The sequence below is a fragment of the Sphingomonas sp. 179-I 2A4 NHS genome (assembly GCF_045369135.1).
In the GTDB taxonomy this organism is placed as follows: domain Bacteria; phylum Pseudomonadota; class Alphaproteobacteria; order Sphingomonadales; family Sphingomonadaceae; genus Sphingomonas.
Genome location: NZ_JBIQFL010000001.1, coordinates 25,106 through 44,519 on the forward strand (window position 1 = coordinate 25,106; position 19,414 = coordinate 44,519).

General features: G+C 65.7%; 13 protein-coding genes. 8 read left to right on the plus strand and 5 right to left on the minus strand.

Annotation, left to right across the window (positions count from 1 at the left end):
* Positions 1–56: 56 nt before the first annotated feature.
* From ACH0CP_RS00110 to ACH0CP_RS00120, 3 genes are all read right to left on the minus strand, one after another.
* The gene (locus ACH0CP_RS00110; RefSeq protein ID WP_406876027.1) at positions 57–1,292 is read right to left on the minus strand and encodes an acyl-CoA dehydrogenase family protein; all 1,236 of its coding nucleotides are present in this window, start codon (positions 1,290–1,292) and stop codon (positions 57–59) included.
* A gap of 43 nt (positions 1,293–1,335) precedes the next feature.
* Entirely contained in the window at positions 1,336–2,577 is a 1,242-nt protein-coding gene (locus ACH0CP_RS00115; protein WP_294444998.1) for an LLM class flavin-dependent oxidoreductase, read from the minus strand.
* A 217-nt stretch (positions 2,578–2,794) separates the two neighbouring features.
* A complete protein-coding gene (locus ACH0CP_RS00120) occupies positions 2,795–3,781 on the minus strand; it encodes a bile acid:sodium symporter family protein (RefSeq protein ID WP_294444997.1) in 987 nt (328 codons plus the stop codon).
* A 207-nt stretch (positions 3,782–3,988) separates the two neighbouring features.
* Between ACH0CP_RS00120 and ACH0CP_RS00125 the strand changes: the two genes are divergently transcribed.
* Entirely contained in the window at positions 3,989–5,119 is a 1,131-nt protein-coding gene (locus tag ACH0CP_RS00125) for an NADH:flavin oxidoreductase (protein WP_294444996.1), read from the plus strand.
* Between the two features lie 38 nt (positions 5,120–5,157).
* On the opposite strand, the gene ACH0CP_RS00130 is transcribed toward ACH0CP_RS00125, so the two are convergent.
* Positions 5,158–6,009 carry an IclR family transcriptional regulator C-terminal domain-containing protein gene (locus tag ACH0CP_RS00130; protein ID WP_294444995.1) on the minus strand — a complete coding sequence of 284 codons (852 nt, stop codon included), beginning with the start codon at positions 6,007–6,009 and terminating at the stop codon, positions 5,158–5,160.
* 229 nt (positions 6,010–6,238) lie between these two features.
* Between ACH0CP_RS00130 and ACH0CP_RS00135 the strand changes: the two genes are divergently transcribed.
* The 5 genes from ACH0CP_RS00135 to ACH0CP_RS00155 all read left to right on the plus strand — a co-directional run bounded on the left by ACH0CP_RS00135 (position 6,239) and on the right by ACH0CP_RS00155 (position 15,190).
* Positions 6,239–7,966, plus strand: coding sequence for a hypothetical protein (locus ACH0CP_RS00135; protein WP_294444994.1), 1,728 nt, complete (start codon positions 6,239–6,241; stop codon positions 7,964–7,966).
* A gap of 122 nt (positions 7,967–8,088) precedes the next feature.
* The gene (locus ACH0CP_RS00140) at positions 8,089–11,091 is read left to right on the plus strand and encodes a TonB-dependent receptor domain-containing protein (protein WP_406876025.1); all 3,003 of its coding nucleotides are present in this window, start codon (positions 8,089–8,091) and stop codon (positions 11,089–11,091) included.
* Between the two features lie 66 nt (positions 11,092–11,157).
* On the plus strand, positions 11,158–12,570 hold the full coding sequence (locus ACH0CP_RS00145) for a M20/M25/M40 family metallo-hydrolase (RefSeq protein ID WP_294443539.1): 1,413 nt from the start codon (positions 11,158–11,160) through the stop codon (positions 12,568–12,570).
* Positions 12,567–13,820 carry a Xaa-Pro peptidase family protein gene (locus ACH0CP_RS00150; protein ID WP_227772711.1) on the plus strand — a complete coding sequence of 418 codons (1,254 nt, stop codon included), beginning with the start codon at positions 12,567–12,569 and terminating at the stop codon, positions 13,818–13,820. Before ACH0CP_RS00145 ends, ACH0CP_RS00150 begins: the two co-directional genes overlap by 4 nt.
* Before the next feature lie 17 nt (positions 13,821–13,837).
* The gene (locus ACH0CP_RS00155; protein ID WP_294443538.1) at positions 13,838–15,190 is read left to right on the plus strand and encodes a M24 family metallopeptidase; all 1,353 of its coding nucleotides are present in this window, start codon (positions 13,838–13,840) and stop codon (positions 15,188–15,190) included.
* Between the two features lie 98 nt (positions 15,191–15,288).
* Here the strand turns inward: ACH0CP_RS00155 and ACH0CP_RS00160 are convergent, their stop codons facing one another.
* A complete protein-coding gene (locus tag ACH0CP_RS00160; RefSeq protein ID WP_294443537.1) occupies positions 15,289–16,629 on the minus strand; it encodes a M24 family metallopeptidase in 1,341 nt (446 codons plus the stop codon).
* Positions 16,630–16,810: 181 nt separating this feature from the next.
* Between ACH0CP_RS00160 and ACH0CP_RS00165 the strand changes: the two genes are divergently transcribed.
* Entirely contained in the window at positions 16,811–17,914 is a 1,104-nt protein-coding gene (locus ACH0CP_RS00165) for an NAD(P)-dependent alcohol dehydrogenase (protein ID WP_294443536.1), read from the plus strand.
* 42 nt (positions 17,915–17,956) lie between these two features.
* Positions 17,957–19,393 carry an aldehyde dehydrogenase family protein gene (locus ACH0CP_RS00170; protein WP_294443535.1) on the plus strand — a complete coding sequence of 479 codons (1,437 nt, stop codon included), beginning with the start codon at positions 17,957–17,959 and terminating at the stop codon, positions 19,391–19,393.
* Positions 19,394–19,414 lie beyond the last annotated feature (21 nt).

A 19,414-nucleotide genomic window follows, 5' to 3' on the forward strand; every position in this document is an offset into this window, starting at 1 on the left:
TGCAGCCGCGCCGGTGACGACCGGTGCGGCTGCAATGTCGCTGCGAGCGCTTCGGTTTAGAGCAGGTCGCCGCCGCAGGCCGAGGCGGTGGTGCCGGTGCGCTCATAGGCCTTGATGACGTTGCGGCCGACCGTCCAGCGATGGACCTCGTCCGGGCCGTCCACCAGCCGCTGCGAGCGGATGTGCGTGTACCAGGCGGCGAGCGGGGTATCGAGGCTGAAGCCAAGCGCGCCGTGCAGCTGGATGGCGGTGTCGACCACCTGATGCACCATGTTAGCGAGGAAGATCTTGGCGATCGAATTCTCCTGACGGATGTCGTCGCCGCGCTCCGCCTTGTAGGCGATGTGGAGCAGCATCAGCCGCGCCTTGTAGATCTCCGCCGCGCAATCGGCGAGCATCCACTGGACACCCTGCCGCTCCTTCAGAAGCTTGCCGAACGTCTCGCGCTGGATGACGTGCGCGGTGGCGAGATCGAGCGCGCGTTGCGCCATCGAGACATTGTGCATGCCATGGCGCAGGCGGCCGTAGGCGAGGCGATGCTGGCCCATGTTGAAGCCATTGCCTTCGCCGCCGAGCAGATCCTCCGCCGGGACGACGAGATCCTTGATCTCGACCTCCGAATGACCGCCGCCGAGGATCTCGGTCAGGGGGCCATGCACCGCCATCGTCTCGATATCGCGGACGATGCGATAACCGGGGTTGGGCAGCTCGACGATGAAGGTGGAATAGCGCTGATGGCGCGGCGCATCGGGATCGGTCATCGCCATGACGAGCGCGATGTCGGCGACGCTGGCGGCGGACGAGAACCATTTCTCCCCGTTCAGCACGTAATTCTCGTTGCCGTCCTTTACCGCGCGGGTCTGCATGCCCGTCGCGTCGGCGCCGGCCGCCTTCTCGGTCATCGAATAGCAGATGCGCTTTTCGCCGTTGAGCAGCGGCTTCAGATACTTTTCCTTCTGATGATCGGTGCCGTGCGCCAGCAGCGTCATCATCGTCGCGTCATCGGGGCCTTGCGTGTTCATCGACAGCGCGCCGAGGTGGCTTTCGCCGAGCTCCATCTGGACCAGCGCATTGGCGAGCGGGCCAAGGCCCATGCCGCCATATTCCTTGGGAATGAACGGGCACCACAAGCCCTGCGCGCGGGCCTTGGTGCGCAGTTCATTGAGAACCGTCTTGTAATCCTCGCCATTCGTCAGCCGCTTTTCGGCGGGCTTGCATTCGTCCTGCACCCATTGGCGGACCTTGGCGCGGATCGCCTTGGCCTCCGCCGGAATCTCGAAATCGATCGACATGGTATCACTCTCCTGATGGGGTGCCCGGGCTTGTTGCCGGTGCTTATTCCTTCATCGCCGCAGCGGCCTTGTTGAGATCGGGCGCGTTGGGCGAGCGCATCGCGACATTCCCTTCCATGCCGGCCTTGAGCGCGGCGGCGGCGCCTTCGTGCGACATGATCTTCGACAGCACAGCCTGCCCGGCGCGCTCGAACGCGTCGCGATGGTCGACGACATATTGGCGCGAGGTGCGATAGCCTTCGAGCAGGCCGTGGATCTCGGGGATGACGTAGCGCGCGACGAGATCCCAGCTCTTGGCGGTATTCTCGCGGTTCGCCCAGTCGTGGACGAAGCCGAGCACGGTGCCGAAGCCGCCGGCCGAGGCGTGAAGCTTGCGGATCGCGGCGACGAGATCGTCGGGTGTGCCGATGACGGCGGCGGCGCCGTCGACGAAGGCGGTCAGGTCCACCGCCTCGTCGGGCGAGGCAAAGGGCTTGGCGCCCGGGCGCATCAGCGTGCCGACGGTATATTCATTATGCCATTTCATGAGGCCGGCGCCGGCCTGGGCGCGTGCCTCCTCGCGCGTTTCGGCGATGTGCCAGCTCATCAGCACGCGCCAATTGTCGCGGCTCACCGTCTTGCCGGACTTGGCGGCGGCCTGTTCGGCGAAGCCCCATTGCGTCGGCAGCGCGGCAAGGCCGGCGTCCGAGTTGGAGCCGATCGAGAGTGCGCCTATCCCGTATTTGCCGGCGAGCGTCATGCCGGAAGGGCTGATCGACGAGGCGACGACGAAGGGCATCTCCTCCTGCAGCGGGAATAGCTGAAGCCGTGCGTCCTTCAGCGTGAACCAGTCGCTCTCATGCGTCACGCGTTCGCCCGCGAAGAGGCGCCGGATGACGCCGATCGCCTCGTCCTGCCGATCGCGCTGAGTCATCGGATCGATGCCGAGCATGTATGCGTCGGACGGCAGCGCGCCGGGGCCAGTGCCGAAGATCACGCGGCCGCGCGTCATGTGATCGAGCTGGACGATGCGCTGCGCGACGTTGAACGGATGGTGGTACGGCAGCGAGACCACGCCAGTGCCGAGGCGGATGCGCTGGGTATGTTCGCCGACAGCGGCCAGGAACATCTCGGGCGAGGCGATCACTTCCCAGCCGGTTGAGTGATGCTCGCCGACCCAGAATTCGTCATAGCCGAGCTCGTCTAGGTGCTTCGCGAGGCGGATATCCTCGCGCATCTGGAGCATCGGATGCTCGCCGATCGGGTGGTGGGGGGCGAGGAATGCACCGAACTTCAACCGAGCCATGACAATCTCCGGACCGAGTGGATCTACGGCGACGTCACTGGCGGGCACGGGGCAGCGTGCCCCGCGAACCGTACTGTCTCGTCACCCTCTCCCGGAAGCGCCGGACGGCGCTCCGCTAGAATTAAGTCGCTTCGCTTATTTGCGACTGATCCGTGGAACGGCGGGCTTTGTCAATCGTTCGCGGGCCCGATCGCCCGCGGGAAGCGGCTGGCGGGCGTCAGCCGGCGACCACGGCCTCTTCGGCCTCCGCCTCGCTGGCGGCGCGGCGGGCATAGTGCTGCGCGATGCTGGCGCAGACGAGCAGCTGGAGCTGGTGGAAGATCATCAGCGGCAGGATGATCGGGCCGACCTGCGCCGCCGGGAACAGCACGCCGGCGATCGGCACGCCCGAGGCGAGGCTCTTCTTCGAGCCGCAAAAGAGGATCGCGATGCGATCCGCCCGATCGAAGCCGAGACGGGCGGCGAGGAAGACGGTGATCACCATCACCAGCGCGAGGAGGACGACGCTGAACAGGCCGACGAGCAGCAGCTGCCAGATCGGAAGACGGGTCCACAGCCCCTCGACGACGGCGGCGCTGAAGGCGGTGTAGACGACGAGCAGGATCGAGCCGCGATCGACCACCGACAGCATCGCGCGGTTGCGCTCCACGAAGGCGCGGGTGAGCGGGCGTGACAGGTGGCCGGCGACGAACGGAACGAGCAGCTGGAAGATGATCGCCCAGATCTGGTCGCCCGAAACATGCGCCTCGCCGCCCATGAAGGCAGCGACGAGGATCGGGGTGAGGCCGATGCCGATGAGGTTCGACGCGGATGCGCTGCACACCGCCGCGGGGACGTTGCCGCCGGCGATCGAGGTGAAGGCGATCGAGGACTGCACCGTCGAGGGGAGAAGCGTCAGGAACAGGATGCCAGCGGCGAGCGAGGGCGTCAGCACGCCCAGCGCCACTTCGCGCGCGCCAAGGCCGAGCAGCGGGAAGAGGATGAACGTGATCGCCAGCACCAGCAAGTGGAGCCGCCAGTTGGTGATGCCCTGGACGATCGCTTCGCGCGACAGCTTCGCGCCGTGGAGGAAGAACAGCGCGGCGATCGCGCCGATCGTGACCACGTCGAACACGCGTGCGACGTCCCCTTCGCACGGCAGCAATGTCGCGACGACGACGGTGGCTAGCAGGATCAGGCTGAAGCGATCGATGAGACGGAACAAGCGCGGCTGACCTTGGCATGGAATGGCGCGTGGTGGCGCCGGACGGGCGAAGGAAGCGGCCTAAACGCGCGAAGGGAGCAGAGGAAGCAAAACCAAGGGGTGGTTGCCAAAACGCCCGTTCATCGCGACATCCCGGCGCCAAGCGCATTGGCGTGTACCTGCCGGTGCCATCACCATCATGCGCGCGCCGCGGAATGCGTGGCGGCGATGCGCGACACTGTTTTCCAGGAGAGCCCGATGACCAACGATGCGGCCGCCTTGCTTCATGAACCGTTGACGCTGACGCGCGGCCCGGCGCTGAAGAACCGTTTCATGCTGGCGCCTCTCACCAATCAGCAGAGCCATGAGGACGGCCGGCTTTCGGACGAGGAATTCCACTGGCTGACGATGCGTGCGACCGGCGGCTTCGGACTGACGATGACCGCGGCGGCGCATGTGCAGAAGGCGGGGCAGGGCTTTGCCGGTCAGCTGGGCGTGTTCGGCGACGAGCATCTGGAAGGCCTGACGCGGCTGGCGACGAAGATCCGGGAGGCCGGTTCCGTCTCCTCGGTGCAGCTGCACCATGCCGGCAACCGCTCGCCCAAGGACCTGGTCGGCACGCCGGTCTGCCCGTCGGACGACCCGGCGAGCGGCGCGCGCGGACTGACGCTGGACGAGGTGGAGCAGCTGCGCGACGATTTCATCGCCGCCGCGGTGCGCGCCGAACGGGCGGGCTTCGACGGCGTCGAGGTGCATGGCGCGCATGGCTATATCCTGGCGCAGTTCCTCTCCGCCGAGATCAACCATCGCGAGGACCACTATGGCGGGAGCCTGGAGAATCGCGCGCGGCTGATCTTCGAGATCGTCGATGGCATCCGCGCCAGCTGCGGCACCGATTTCCAGCTTGGCGTGCGGCTGTCGCCGGAGCGGTTCGGGCTGAAGCTGGCCGAGATCCGCGAGGTCGCGGCGCAGCTGCTGGCCAAGGGCGACATCGACTATCTCGATATGTCGCTGTGGGACGTGACGAAGGAGCCGTATGAAGAAGAGCATCAGGGCCGCTCGCTGCTGAGCTATTTCACCGATCTGCCGCGCGGCGACGTGCGGCTGGGCGCAGCAGGCAAGATCATGACCGGGGCGGATGCCGCGGCGGTGATCGCGGCGGGCTGCGACTTTGCGGTGATCGGGCGCGCCGCGATCCTGCGGCACGATTTCCCGAAGCGCGTGGCGCGCGAGGCGGCGTACCAGTCGCCGGCGCTGCCGGTGACCGCTCAGCACCTGCTCGACGAGGGGCTGAGCCCGCAGTTCGTCACCTATATGCGCAACTGGCCGGGCTTCGTCGCGGACGAGCTGGCTGCCTGAACCCTCAGGCGGGGCGGGGGGGGTGACGCCCCCCGCGCCTACTTGCCCTGAAAGCGTTCGTTGATGCTGGCGGCGGCGGCGCGAAGCTCCGGCACCAGTTTCTCGCGCATTTCGTCGACGGCGAAGCGCATCGAGGGGCAGCAGGCGTTCAGCGCCGCGACGACATGGCCGCCCGCGTCGTAGATTGGCACCGATAGCGAACGCACGCCGACCTCGAGCTCTTCGTCGACCAGTGAATAGCCGAGCGCGCGCGTCTCCTCGATGATCGCGCGCAGCTGCTTCTTGGAGCGCACCGTGTTCGAGGTGTGCTTTTCCAGTTCGACGCGATCGAGGTAGCGGGCGAGCGATTCGTCCGATTCGCCCGCCAGCAGCACCCGGCCGGTGGATACCGCATAAGCAGGCAGACGATTGCCGATGGTGATGCTGACCGAAATGACACGGTCGGGCGTCGAGCGGGCAAGATATGTCACATCATCGCCGGTCAGGACCGCGGTGTAGATCGATTCCTGCGTCCGCTGCGACAGAGCATTCATCACCGGCTGGACGACATCGAGGATGCCGACCGAGGACAATGCCGAATAGCCGAGCTGAAGGACCTTGGGACGAAGCGAAAAGATCCGATCACGCTTGTCCGCGTAACCTTCCCGCACCAGCGTCAGCAGCAATCGACGAGTTGTGGCCCGCGACATGCCCGTGGCCTTCGCCACATCGCTGAGCGTCATGGTCGGCTTGTCTCGGGTGAAGGCGCAGATCACTTCGAGACCGCGGGCAAGAGATGCGACATAATCCCGGTCGCCATCTTCCTGTTCATGGCGCCCATCTTCCTGTTCGCCGGGAAAGACCTCCTCTTCCTCCCCGGCATGATCAATATCCTGTGTACTGCGCGGCATTTCGCACGATCTCCTGACCCGTCGGTGCGGCATTAGGCCGGTCACTGTCCGAATACGAACAATCTTGAGCTTTCCGCCGCCGTGCGGGTGTCCGCATCCGCCGTCAAGAACGTTCGCTATTGCAACTGTCGTTCGCTATGCGATCAAAAATTCATTGACAACGTCTGCTTTGCGGACAATTCCAAGCGTCGGCTGAGCGGGGAGGCTCGCCGACATTGGGGGATTTGCGATGCGAAAGACATTCGCAGTCGGCGCTGCAATCGCGGCGCTGACAACGGGGACGCATGCGCTGCATGCAGAGGAATTCCGCGTCGAGCTGGCGGCGCCGGCGGCCAAGGAAGCGCCCTATGAGGGCCGCGTGATCCTGGTGCTGGCGGCCGACGACACGAAGGAGCCGCGCTTCCAGGTCGATGCGAGCCATGACGCCGCGCAGGTGTTCGGCATCCCGGTCGAAGGTTTCCGCAACGGCCAGGCCCGCGTCGTGGGCAAGGACGTGCTGGGCTATCCCGGCCGCAGCCTCGCGGATGTGCCGGCCGGCACGTACACGGTGCAGGCGGTCCTGCATAAGTACGACACGTTCAAGCTGGGCAACGGCAAGGTCGTGAAGCTGCCTGCCGCACGCGGCGCGGGGCAGAACTGGCGCAAGGAGCCGGGCAACATCATCAGCAAGCCGATGAAGGTGAACTTCGATCCGAAGCGCCCCGGCGAGATCAAGGTGGCGTTGACCGAGGTGCTCGGCCCGATCGAGGAGCCCAAGGACACCGAATTCGTCCGCCGCTTCAAGTTCAAGTCGGACCGGCTGTCCAAGTTCTGGGGGCGTGACGTCTATATCCGCGGGCACGTGCTCGTCCCGAAGGACTTCGACAAGCACCCCGAGGCGAAATATCCGATCGCCATCTTCCACGGGCATTTCCCGGACGATTTCGGCGGTTTCCGCACGACGCCGCCCGATGCGGACATCAAGTGCGAGCCGAACAAGCGCTTCAAGAACGAGACCTGCTATGCCCGGACGGAGCAGCAGGAAGCGTATGACTTCTACCAGAAGTGGATCTCGCCCGACTTCCCGCGGATGCTGATCGTCGAGATCGACCATTCGAACCCGTATTATGACGACAGCTATGCGGTGAATTCCGCCAACATCGGCCCCTATGGCGATGCCATCACCTATGACTTCATCCCCGCACTGGAGAAGAAGTTCCGGGGGATCGGCCAGGGCTGGGCGCGGTTCCTGTACGGCGGGTCGACCGGCGGCTGGGAAGCGCTGGCCGCGCAGGTATTCTATCCGGACGAATATAACGGCGCATTCGCCGCTTGCCCGGATCCGATCGATTTCCGTCAGACGATGGTGACGGACATCTACAAGGACAAGAACGCCTATTTCTGGACCGGGCCGTTCGGGAAGGTCGCGAAGCCCGGCAAGCGCGATTACCTGGGCCATCTGTCGCACACGATCGAGGACGAGAACCGGCTGGAGCTGGTGCTGGGCGACAAGACACGCTCGGGCGGCCAGTGGGACGTGTGGGAAGCAGTGTATTCGCCGATGGGCGAGGACGGTTATCCCAAGCGCATCTGGAACAAGGCGACCGGCGAGATCGACCCCAGCGTCGCGGCGCACTGGCGCGACAATTACGACCTGCGCCACATCATGGAGCGCGACTGGGCGACGCTTGGCCCCAAGCTTCAGGGCAAGGTGCACATCTATGTCGGCGACATGGACAACTTCTACCTGAACAACGCCGTCTATCTGATGGAGGATTTCCTGAAGAAGGCGCAGCCGGCGTACGGCGGGGAAGTGCTGTACGGCGATCGCGACGAGCATTGCTGGAACGGCGACAAGACCCAGCCCAATTCGGTCGGCCGCCTGCGCTACAACTGGATGTACGTGCCCAAGATCCTGCAGCGGATCGAGGCGGCGGCACCCAAGGGCGCTGACCTGACGAGCTGGCGCTACAAGTAACGCGCAAGATCAGGCCCCGGCCGGCGAGGGACACCGGCCGGGCGCCTTCACAACATTATTGAACGGGGAGACTGACAATGATTGCCAGGTCGAGACTGCGTACCTTCTTATTGTGCTCCGCGGTGGCGGTTGCCGGCGCGGCTAGCCCCGCGCTGGCGCAGGACAGCATCGCCGATGCGCCCGCCGCCGCGCAGGATCCGGGCGACATCGTCGTCACCGGTTCGCGCATCCGCTCGCCGAACCTCGAGAGCGTGAGCCCGGTCACGACCGTGGGCGCAGAGGAGTTCGCGGTTCGCGGCACGGTACGCACCGAAGACCTCGTCAACCAGCTGCCGCAGGTGTTCGCGGCGCAGGGCGCGGCCAACTCGAACGAGGCGACCGGCACCGCGCAGGTCGACCTTCGCGGCCTCAGCCCGTCGCGCACCCTGGTGCTCGTCAACGGCCGCCGCCTGCCATACGGCTCGCCCAAGAACATCCCGTCGGACTTGAACCAGGTGCCGACCCCGCTGATCCAGTCGGTCGAAGTGCTGACCGGCGGCGCATCCGCCGTTTACGGTTCGGACGCGATCGCGGGCGTCGTCAACTTCAAGCTGATGGACAATTTTAGCGGCATCCGCTTCTCCGGCAGTGTTTCCGGCTTCCAGCACACTAACGACCGCGACGGGCTGCGTGACCTGCTCGACCGCAACAATGCGATCGTGCCGGGTGCCTATGAGAAGCCCGAGAAGACCATCTGGAATGGCTTCACCACCGAATTGTCGGCGGTCGTCGGCGGCAACATCGACGATGATCGCGGCAACGTGACGGCCTATGCCACGTACCGCAAGGTGAACCCGATCCTGCAGGCCGATTACGATTACAGCGCCTGCGCGCTGGGCGCGACGGGCGTCGGCGGCAACGACTTCTCGTGCAGCGGCTCGGCCACCAACGCGCCGGCGAATTTCACCAACACCGGCGGCGTCCCGGGCCTGCCGACGTCGTTCCGCGCGTCCGACGGCCGCTTCGTTCCGGGTTCGGCGACGTACAATTTCGCGCCCTACAATTACTACCAGCGCCCCGACGAGCGTTACGCGCTGGGTGCGATGGCGCATTACGAGGTGAACGAGAACTTCATCCCGTACATCGAAGCATCGTTCATGGAGGACCGCTCGATCGCGCAGATCGCGCCGGGCACCAACAGCGCCGGCATCGCGATCAACGCCGGCGGCATCAGCGGCATCAACTGCGACAATCCGTTCCTGAGCGCGCAGCAGGCCGATTATCTGTGCACCAGCCGCGGCCTTTCGACCGGCAGCATCTATGACGCGGCAGGCAATTACGTCGGCCCGCAGTCGATCGCGAACGGCGTTCTCGTCGCGCGTCGCAACGTCGAGGGCGGCAATCGTCAGGACGACATCCAGCACCAGAGCTATCGCATCGTGCTGGGCGCGCGCGGCGACATCGCCGGGCCGTTCAAGTATGACGTGTACGGCATCTATTCGAAGGTGAATTACCGCAGCCGCTTCTCCGGCGATGCGAACCGCCAGCGGACGGCCAACGCCTTCTATGCGGTGCGCAATTCGGCCGGCCAGATCGTCTGCGCGATCAACGCCGACGCCAACCCGAACAACAATGATCCGAACTGCTCGCCGCTCGATTACTTCGGCGCGGCAGCAAGCGCGGACGCGGTGGATTACGTCTCAGAGGTGAAGACCATCACCGGTGACACGAACCTGGTGAACGTCGTCGCCGCGGTGAACGGTGACCTTGGCGAATGGGGCATCCGCTCGCCGCTGGCGAACAGCGGTGTCGCGGTCGCCTTCGGCTATGAATTCCGTAAGAATTCGGTCGATTACCAGCCGGACGAAATCTATCAGGCGGCGGCCAGCCCGGAACTGCCGATCAAGGGATCGGTCGCGGTGAAGGAGTTCTTCGGCGAGTTGATCGTGCCGCTGGCCGAGCAGCAGCCGTTCTTCCACAGCCTGTCGTTCGAGGGCGCGTATCGCTACTCGGACTATGACAGCGGGTTCAAGACCGACACGTACAAGCTGGGCCTGAACTGGTCGCCGGTGCGCGATTTCCGCCTGCGCGGTTCGTACCAGCGGGCGGTGCGTGCGCCGAACGTGATCGAGCTGTTCTCCAGCCAGCAGCTGTTCGAGGTCGAACTGACCGAGAACGCCAACGGCTCGTTCGATCCGTGCTCGGGCCCGACCCCGATCGCGACCGCGGCGCAGTGCGCCCGCACCGGCGTGACGGCGGCGCAGTACGGCAACATCGTCGACAACCCCGCGGGCCAGTTCAACTCGCTGATCGGCGGCAACGAGAACCTGCAGCCGGAAACCGCCAAGACGCTGGCGCTGGGTGCGGTGTTCGAGCCGCGCTTCATCCCGGGCCTCACCATCTCGCTCGACTATTTCGACATCAAGGTCGAGGACCTGGTCGGCAGCGTGAACCCGAACCTGTCGATGGCGAACTGCATCAGCAACGGCGATCCGTACTTCTGCAGCCTGATCCAGCGCAGCCCGTCGGGTTCGCTGTGGCAGGGCGAGAACGGCTACTTCCGGCGCTTCAACGTCAACACCGGCTCGCTGCAGACCAAGGGTGTCGACGTGGTGGTCGATTATCGCCTGAACCTCGATGACCTGGGGATCAACGCTGGCCGCCTGAACTTCAACCTCGTCGGCACCTACCTCGACTCGTACAAGACGGTGCCGCTGCCCAACTCGCCGCAGGCGGACGTGTATGAATGCGTCGGTCTCTATGCGGGCCTGTGCGGCCGGCCGCGGCCGGAATGGCGCCACAAGTTCATGACCACCTGGGCACCGGCGGACCGGTTCAGCCTGACGGGTACGTGGCGCTACGTTTCGTCGGTGAAGATTGCCCAGACCAGCAGCCAGCCGGCGCTGACGGGCAGCTTCTCGGGCGTGAACCGCGAGCTTGGGTCGCGCAGCTACTTCGACCTCGCCGCGTCCTACGAAGTGCGCAAGGACTTCACCTTCCGCCTCGGCATCAACAACCTGTTCGACAAGGATCCGCCGCTGACCACCACCGCGGCGATCGAGGACGGCGGCAACGGCAATACCTATCCGCAGTTCTACGATGCAACGGGGCGCTACCTGTTCCTCAGCGCCACGGTCGGCTTCTAAGAACATTGCCAATGGCCGGAGGCGCGCGGTAGCGCCTCCGGCATCTTTTGTGGGTGGGGAATTGTTATGAAATTGCGTTGGTGTGCCGGTGCCGCGATGGCGCTCGTCCTGTCGTCTGCCGCCGTGACGGCTTCGGCCGCGCCCGTGACGGACGCCGATCGGGCGATGGCGCGCCAGATGCTGGAAGAGGCGATTGCGACCCCGACGGCCAAGGGCCGCGGGCAGGTGCCGACGCTGATCGAGAAATATTCCGCGCGGCTGCGCGAGGCCGGCTTCACCGCCGACGAGATCATGACCGTGCCGGTCGAGATTGAGGGCGAGAAGACCGCCGGGCTCGTCGTGCGCTACGCCGGGCGCAATGCGAAGGCGAAGCCGATCGCGTTCCTGGGCCACATGGACGTGGTCGACGCATTGAAGGAAAACTGGTCGACCGATCCGTATGTCCCAACCGAGAAGGACGGCTACATCTACGGTCGCGGGTCGACCGACAACAAGGCCGGCGTGACGGCGCTGGTCGCCAGTTTCATCCGCCTCAAGAAATCGGGCTTCGTGCCGGAGCGTGACCTGCTGCTCGCCTTCTCGGGCGACGAGGAAAGCGGCATGATGACGACGCGTGCGCTGACCAAGCACCCGCTCGTCTCGCGTGCCGAGTTCGCGCTCAATTCCGACGCCGGTTCGGGTGCGATGGGGGAGGACGGCAAGTACCGCTTCAACATCCAGGCGGCGGAGAAGACCTACGCGAATTTCGCAATCGCCGCGAAGAATTCGGGCGGGCACAGCTCCGCGCCGCGCGCCGACAATGCGATCTATGATCTCGCCCGCGCGCTGACCAAGCTGGAGGCGCTTCGCTTCCCGGTCGAGTTCAACGAGATCACCCGCATCATGGTCGCCGACATGGCGAAGGAGAAGGGCGGCGAGCTCGGCACCGCGCTGACCACGCTGCTGGCGAACCCGAACGATGCCGCGGCGCGCGCCGTGGCGGAGAAATATCCGCACCAGGCGAACATCCTGTGGACGACCTGTGTCGCGACGATGCTGCAGGCGGGCAATGCGCCGAACGCGCTGCCGCAGAATGCGACCGCCAACGTCAACTGCCGCATCTTCCCGGGCACGTCGGTGGCGGATGTGCAGAAGACGATCGCGCAGGCCATCGGCAACGACAAGCTGACCGTCACGCTGGTCGGCGAAGGCGTCGCGAGCCCCGTGTCGCCGGTGAACCCCGCGCTGTTCGCACGGCTGCAGAAAGCGATGGACGCGACCTATCCGGGCGTGACGCTGAAGCCGAGCATGTCGTCGGGCGGCACCGACGGCCGTGAGTTCCGCAGCGCGGGCATCCCGACCTACGGCGCGGGTGCGCTGGCGCTGGGCGCGGACGACAGCCGCGCGCATGGCACCGATGAGCGCGTGCCGATCGCAGGCTATCTGAAGCAGCTCGATTATTGGGACTTCCTGCTGCGCGACCTCGGGGGGCGCAAGTGATCGGCGCTCTCGCGCGGCGCGATGTGCTGCGCGGGGCGGCCGTGGGCGGGGCGCTCGCCGCGCTGCCCGCGGCAGTGTTCGGGGGGCAGGCGGCGTCAGCGCTTTCCTTCCCGCCGATCGCGCCGATTTCCCGCGCCGAGCGCGAGGCGCGGCTGGCCCGGATGCAGGCGGAGCTTCGCCGCCAGAACATCGGGGCCCTGCTGGTCGAGGCAGGATCGAGCCTCGTCTATTTCACCGGTGTCGACTGGTGGCGCAGCGAGCGTACCACGGCGGCGGTGATCCCCGCTGACGGCCCGGTGCTGATCGTCACGCCCTTCTTCGAGGAGCCGTCGATCCGCGAGATGCTCGACGTGCCCGGCGAAGTGCGCGTGTGGCAGGAGGACGAAAGCCCCTTCGCGCTGATTGCCGGCTGGCTGAAGGAGAAGAAGCTGGGCGCCGGCACGCTGGCGGTGGAGGAGACGGTGCGCTTCTTCATCGTCGATGGTGTTCGCCGGCTGCTGCCGGGCCTGAAGACTGTCTCGGGCGCCAGCGCCGTCAATGCACTGCGCATGATCAAGAGCCCGGCCGAGATCGCGCTGTTGCAGCGCGCCAACGACATCATGATCGCGGCTTATCGCGCCACCCACGGCCAGGTGCAGGCCGGGATGACCGGCAACGACATCAACGCGATCATGGAAGGCGAGCTGAAGCGCTTCGGCGGGCAGCGCGCGTCGAGCAGCGCGCAGGTGGGACCGGGCAGCGCACTGCCGCACGGCTCCAAGGAACGGCTGAAGCTGACCGAAGGCACCGTGGTGCTGATGGACTGCACCTGCAGCATGCACGGCTATGTCTCTGACGTCTCGCGCACCTTCGTGTTCGGGGAGCCGACCGCGGAGCAGCGCCGCGTGTTCGGCCATATGCGCCAGGGCATGAATGTGGCGATGGACGCGGCCAAGGTCGGCGCCCCGGCGGGCAGCGTCGATGACGCGGTGCGCAGCTATTACGAGAAGCTTGGCTACGGGCCGCGCTACGCGCTGCCGGGGCTGTCGCATCGCACCGGCCACGGCATCGGCCTCGACGTGCACGAGCCGGTGAACCTGGTGCATGGCGAAACCACGCCGCTCGCGCCGGGCATGTGCTTCTCGAACGAGCCGGGCATCTACCTGCCGGGCAAGTTCGGCATCCGCATCGAGGATTGCTTCACCATGACCGAGCAGGGGCCGCGCTTCTTCACGCAGCCGCCCTCGTCGCTCGACAAGCCGTTCGGATAAAAGAGGAGGGGGCTGAAATGCCACGATTGAAGAGCTTGTTGGGCGGCGCTGCGGCGTTCGCCATGGTGGCGCTCGCGCCCGCGGCAATGGCGCAGGAAGAACAGTCCATGTCGCCGGCGCTGCCGAAGATCATGAGCCTGCGCGATCAGGCGCAGCTTCGCGATGCGTGGCTGGAGCGCCGTTTCGAGACCGTGCTGCCGCAGCTGATGCGCGAGAACGGCATCGACATGTGGGTGCTGATCGCGCGCGAATATCTGGAAGACCCGGTCGTCTCGACGATGCTGAACGCGACGAATTTGCGCGCGCGGCGGCGGACGATCCTCATTTATTTCGATCCGGGCGAGGGCAAGCCGATCGAGCGGCTGGTCGTCAGCAAGCACGGTATGGGCAATCTCTACCAGCCGGTATGGGACATGGAGAAGCAGCCCGATCAGTTCGCGCGCGTGCGAGAGCTGATCGCCGAGCGGAACCCGAAGAAGATCGCGCTCAACATCTCGTCGCTGACGGCGTTCGGCGATGGCCTGACGCACAGCCAGTACACCGATCTGATGAAGGCGCTGACGCCGGAGCAGCAGAGCCGCATCGTCTCCGGCTATCCGCTGGCGATCGGCTGGCTGGAGACCCGCACGCCGGAGGAAATGAAGGTCTATCCAGAGATCGTGCGCGTCGCGCATGCGATCATCGGCGAAGGCTTCTCGCCCGCGGTGGTGAAGCCGGGCGTGACGACCAACGAGGATCTCGTCTGGTGGTATCGCCAGCGCGTTGCGGACCTCGGCCTTGCATCGTGGTTCCACCCCTCGGTCGAAGTCACCCGCAAGGGCACGCCGGGCGTGCTGCGCGAACAGGCGAGCGTGATCCAGAAGGGCGACATGCTGCGCGTCGACTTCGGCATCCATTATCTGAACTTCAGCACCGATACACAGCATGTCGCTTACGTGCTGCGCGATGGCGAGACCGATGCGCCGGCTGGGCTGAAGGCTGGCTTGCGCGACAACAACCGCGTGCAGGATGCCGTGACGAGCGAGTTCCGTGTCGGCGCGACCGGCAACGAGGTGCTGAACCGCGCGCGGGCGAAGGCGATCGCGGCGGGGCTGAAGCCGACGATCTATTCGCACCCGATCGGCTATCACGGCCATGGCGCGGGCAGCTCGATCGGCCTGTCGGAAGAGCAGAAGTTCGTGCCGACCGGCGAATACAAGCTGCGGCCGAACATCGCTTGGTCGATCGAGCTGATGGCGACCAGGGCGGTGCCCGAATGGGGCGGCCAAATGGTCGATTTCAAGAGCGAGGAAGACGCCTTCTTCGACGGCAAGACCGTTCGCTACATCGACGGGCGCCAGACCAAGTTTCACCTGATCGGAGCACGCTGACGATCCCTTTTACCTGCCGCCCCCGCGGCGGGCCGTTGCGTGTTTCCACACTTGGTGGGTCTCATCATCCTCGATGAGACCCACTTTTTATCGGTGCGTCAGGGGCGCGGCAGGAGGATGAATTCGTCCTGCGCACCGTCCAGGAAGCGGAAGGTGCCGTCCGCCGCGAGGAAACCGTCCTCCTCGTGCATGAAGCGGACCTTCTGGTTACCCCATTCGGGCACGTTGTGCTGTGCATTCAACTCGATCGACCAGGCGGTGTTCGGATCGATGCGATAATCGCCGCGGCCGGGCGCCGGCTTCTGGCTTTCCCAGGCGCCGATCCAGGTGCCCGCGCCATGGCCGTGATAGCCGATCGGATGCGAATAGATCGTGCCGTCGATCTTCTCCGCCTCTACCTGCCGGCGTGCCGCTGCCAGCACCTCGTTGCCGGTGCGGCCCGGCTTCAGCGCCGCGACCGTGGCGGCGCGCACGCGGTTCATCGCGGCAAGACCGTCCTTCAGGCCCTTGGGCGCATCGGTCTCGCCGGGCTTCAGCACGTAGGCGAGGCGCTGGATGTCGGTGTTGAGCCCGAGATAGGTGATGCCGAAATCGACGTGCAGCATGTCACCCGGCATGATGATCGTATCGCCGCGATGGCCCATCTCCTGCACGCTGAACTTGCCGCCGTCGGCGCGCTGGATCGCGACGCTCGGCTGGAACCAGGTGTCGAGCCCGAGCGAATTGATGCGGTTGCGGAACCACCAGACGACATCGTCCGAGGTGGTGACGCCGGGGGTGATGACGCGTTCGGAGAAGCCTTCCTCGATGATCGAGTGCGAGATGCGCGAGACGATCGGATAGGTCGCCATTTCCTCCGGGATGCGCGTTTCGAGCCAGCCGAGCGCCAGCCGTTCGTGCGCGACGAGGCGCTTCGACATGTCCGGCCCCAGCGCGCGGACGATCGCTTCATAGTGAGTGGAGCTGAGCCCATCCGCGAGCGGGAAGCCTTCCGAGCGGTTCAGCGCAATCGTCGCGGGGTTGCGCTCAGCAATGATCTTGGCGAGCTCGGCCCATTGATCGGGCTGCTCGTCCGGGTTCCAGGCGGGCTGGAAATCACCGACCGGATAGCGTGCAAGGGCGAGCTTCTCGATCGGCTTGCCTTCGCCCGGATCGAAGAAGACGAGGATGGTGCGGCGGCGCGCGTGGAGCCAGGTGGCAGGCAGCATCGTCGCCATCACCGGATCTTCGTTATACTCGCCGGCGACGAGCACCCACATCTGCACCTTGTCACGACGCATCAGCGTGGGGAGAACCTGTTCGAAGCGCAGCTTCAGCCAGCGGTCCTCGGTTTCGGCGCGCCGTTCGAGCGGCAGGATCGCCGGCATCGCCGGGACCGGGCCGGTGCCCGCGGCGACGGGAGCCGCGCCGAGCGCCGCGGCCAGAACCAATGAAATCACTCTATCCCCCTTGTTCGCATTTCGAACTTTTGTTCGCTGCGCTGTGGTATCGGCTGCAAGTGACATTGGGAAGAGCGGGTGCGCAACGATCCGTCGCACTTTTCGGGGTGCGATGCGCAGGTGCGCGCGGCATAGTTCGCGGGCCCGGCATTCGACCGGAAGCCAACAGGAAGAGAGGCCAATGCAGACCATCGCCGCCGTCGCCCGTGTTCCCGAGGGGGATTTTTCGATCGAGCCGGTGGAGGTGGCGGCGCCGCGCGCGGGGGAGGTGCTGGTGCGGATCGCGGGCGTCGGCGTATGCCACACCGACCTCATCTTCCGCGATCAGTTTGCGCCTTATCCGCTGCCGGCGGTGCTGGGCCATGAGGGCGCGGGCACGATCAAGGCCCTGGGGGAGGGCGTCGAGGGCCTGGCGGTGGGCGACAAGGTGGTGCTCGGCTTTTCGAGCTGCGGCCACTGCCCGCGCTGCGAGGAGGGGCTGCCGAGCTATTGCCGCACCTTTCCGCCGCTCAATTATGCCGGGATGCGGCTGGAGGATGGGTCAAAGGCCTTCTCCCGGGGCGATGAGGCGATCTCGTCGCACTTCTTCGGCCAATCCTCGTTCGCGGCGCTGACGGTGACGCGCGCGCGCAACGTGGTGAAGGTGGAGACCGACGCGCCAGTGGAGCTGCTGGGGCCGCTCGGCTGCGGCTTCCAGACCGGCGCGGGCGGGGTGATGCGATCGCTTAGCGCGATGCCGGGATCCTCGATCGCGATCATCGGCGGCGGGCCGGTTGGTCTAGCCGGGGTGATGGGCGCGGTGATCCAGCGCTGCGAAACGATCGTGCTGGTCGAGCCGATCGCCGCGCGGCGCGAGATCGCGATGCGGCTGGGCGCGACCCATGTGGTCGATCCGGCGGGGGCCGACCTGGCGGCGGCGCTGCGCGAGATCGTTCCCGAGGGGCTGGACTATGTGTTCGATACCAGCGGCAACGTGGGCGCGATCGAGGCGGGGCTGGCGTCGCTCGGCAGCCATGGCGCGATCGGGCTGGTCGGCGTGCCCAAGCGCGCGGATGCGGCGATCAGCGTCAACATTTCCGCGCTGATGACGCCCGGCCACCGCATCATCGGCATCATCGAGGGCGACAGCGATCCGCAGACGTTCATCCCCGAATTGCTGAGCCACCATGCCGCGGGGCGTTTCCCGTTCGACACGCTGATCAAGACCTACCGCCTGGACCAGATCAACGAAGCGGTCGCTTCGCAGGCGCGCGGCGAATGCATCAAGGTGGTGCTGATCCCGTAACTTCTGTTATGCGGGGCGCAATAGAATCAGGAGAGAGACGCGATGAACTTTGACAGTGACTATCGCATGCTGATCGGCGGCGAGCTGGTGACCGGCTCGGCGACGCTCGACGTGGTCAATCCCGCCAACGAGGAAGTGATCGCCAGCGTACCCGACGCCACGCCGGAGGATCTCGACAAGGCAATCGCGGCCGCGCGCAAGGCATTCCCCGGCTGGGCCGCGACCCCGATCGCAGAGCGCAAGGCGAAGCTTGCCGCGCTGGGCCAGGCGATCATGGCCAATGCCGATCCGCTGATGCGCCTCCTGACCAAGGAACAGGGCAAGCCGCACGCCGAATCGCAGGGCGAGGTGATGGGCGCAGGCTATTGGCTGATGGCCGCCTCGCAGCTCGACCTGCCCGTCACCGTCAACGAGGATTCCGAGGAGCGCTACAGCGAGACCCGCCACGTGCCGCTGGGCGTGGTGGGCGCGATCGCGCCGTGGAATTTCCCGATGATCCTGGCGATGTTCAAGGTCGGCCCGGCGTTGCTCGCGGGCAATACGATGGTGCTGAAGCCGTCGCCCTTCACGCCGTTGTCGACGCTGAAATTCGGTGAGCTGGCAGCCCAGCTGCTGCCGCCGGGCGTGCTCAACATCGTCACCGGCGGCGACGATCTGGGCCCGTGGATGACGAGCCACCCCGGCTTCGACAAGATAAGCTTCACCGGATCGACCGCTACCGGCAAGCGCGTGATGCAGTCGGCCGCGCCGACGCTGAAGCGCGTGACGCTGGAGCTGGGTGGCAACGATGCGGCGATCGTTATGCCCGATGTGGATGTGGAAAAGGTCGCGGAGGAATTGTTCTGGGCGGCGTTCCGCAACAACGGCCAGATCTGCATCGCGACCAAGCGGATGTACGTCCACAAGGATATCTACGACCAGTTGCGCGACGCGCTGGTTGCTTATGCCAAGACGGTGAAGGTCGGCGACGGATCCGAACAGGGTACGCAGATCGGCCCGATCAACAACAAGCAGCAATATGCCCGGGTGCTGGAGCTGATCCAGGACGCCAAGGATAAGGGCTACAAGTTCCTGATCGGCGGCGAGAAGGCCGATGTGCCGGGTTATTTCGTGCCGGTGACGATCCTCGACAATCCGCCCGAGGACGCGCGGATCGTGCAGGAGGAACAGTTCGGCCCGGTGCTGCCGCTCCTGAAGTTCGACGACGTGGACGATGTGGTCGCGCGCGCCAATGCGACCGACTATGGCCTCGGCGGCTCGGTGTGGGGCAATGACGAGGACAAGGCGTTCGAGATCGCGCAGCGCATCGCCAGCGGTACGGTGTGGGTCAACGAGACGCAGCATCTGTCGCCGATGGCGGCGTTCGGCGGCATGAAGCAATCGGGCGTCGGCGTCGAAGGCGGGGTCGAGGGGCTGTTGGAATATACCAACGCGCAGACCATCGTGCGCAAGAAGCGCAAGGAAGCGGTCGCGGCCTGAGCCGAATCACCTGCCAGCCAT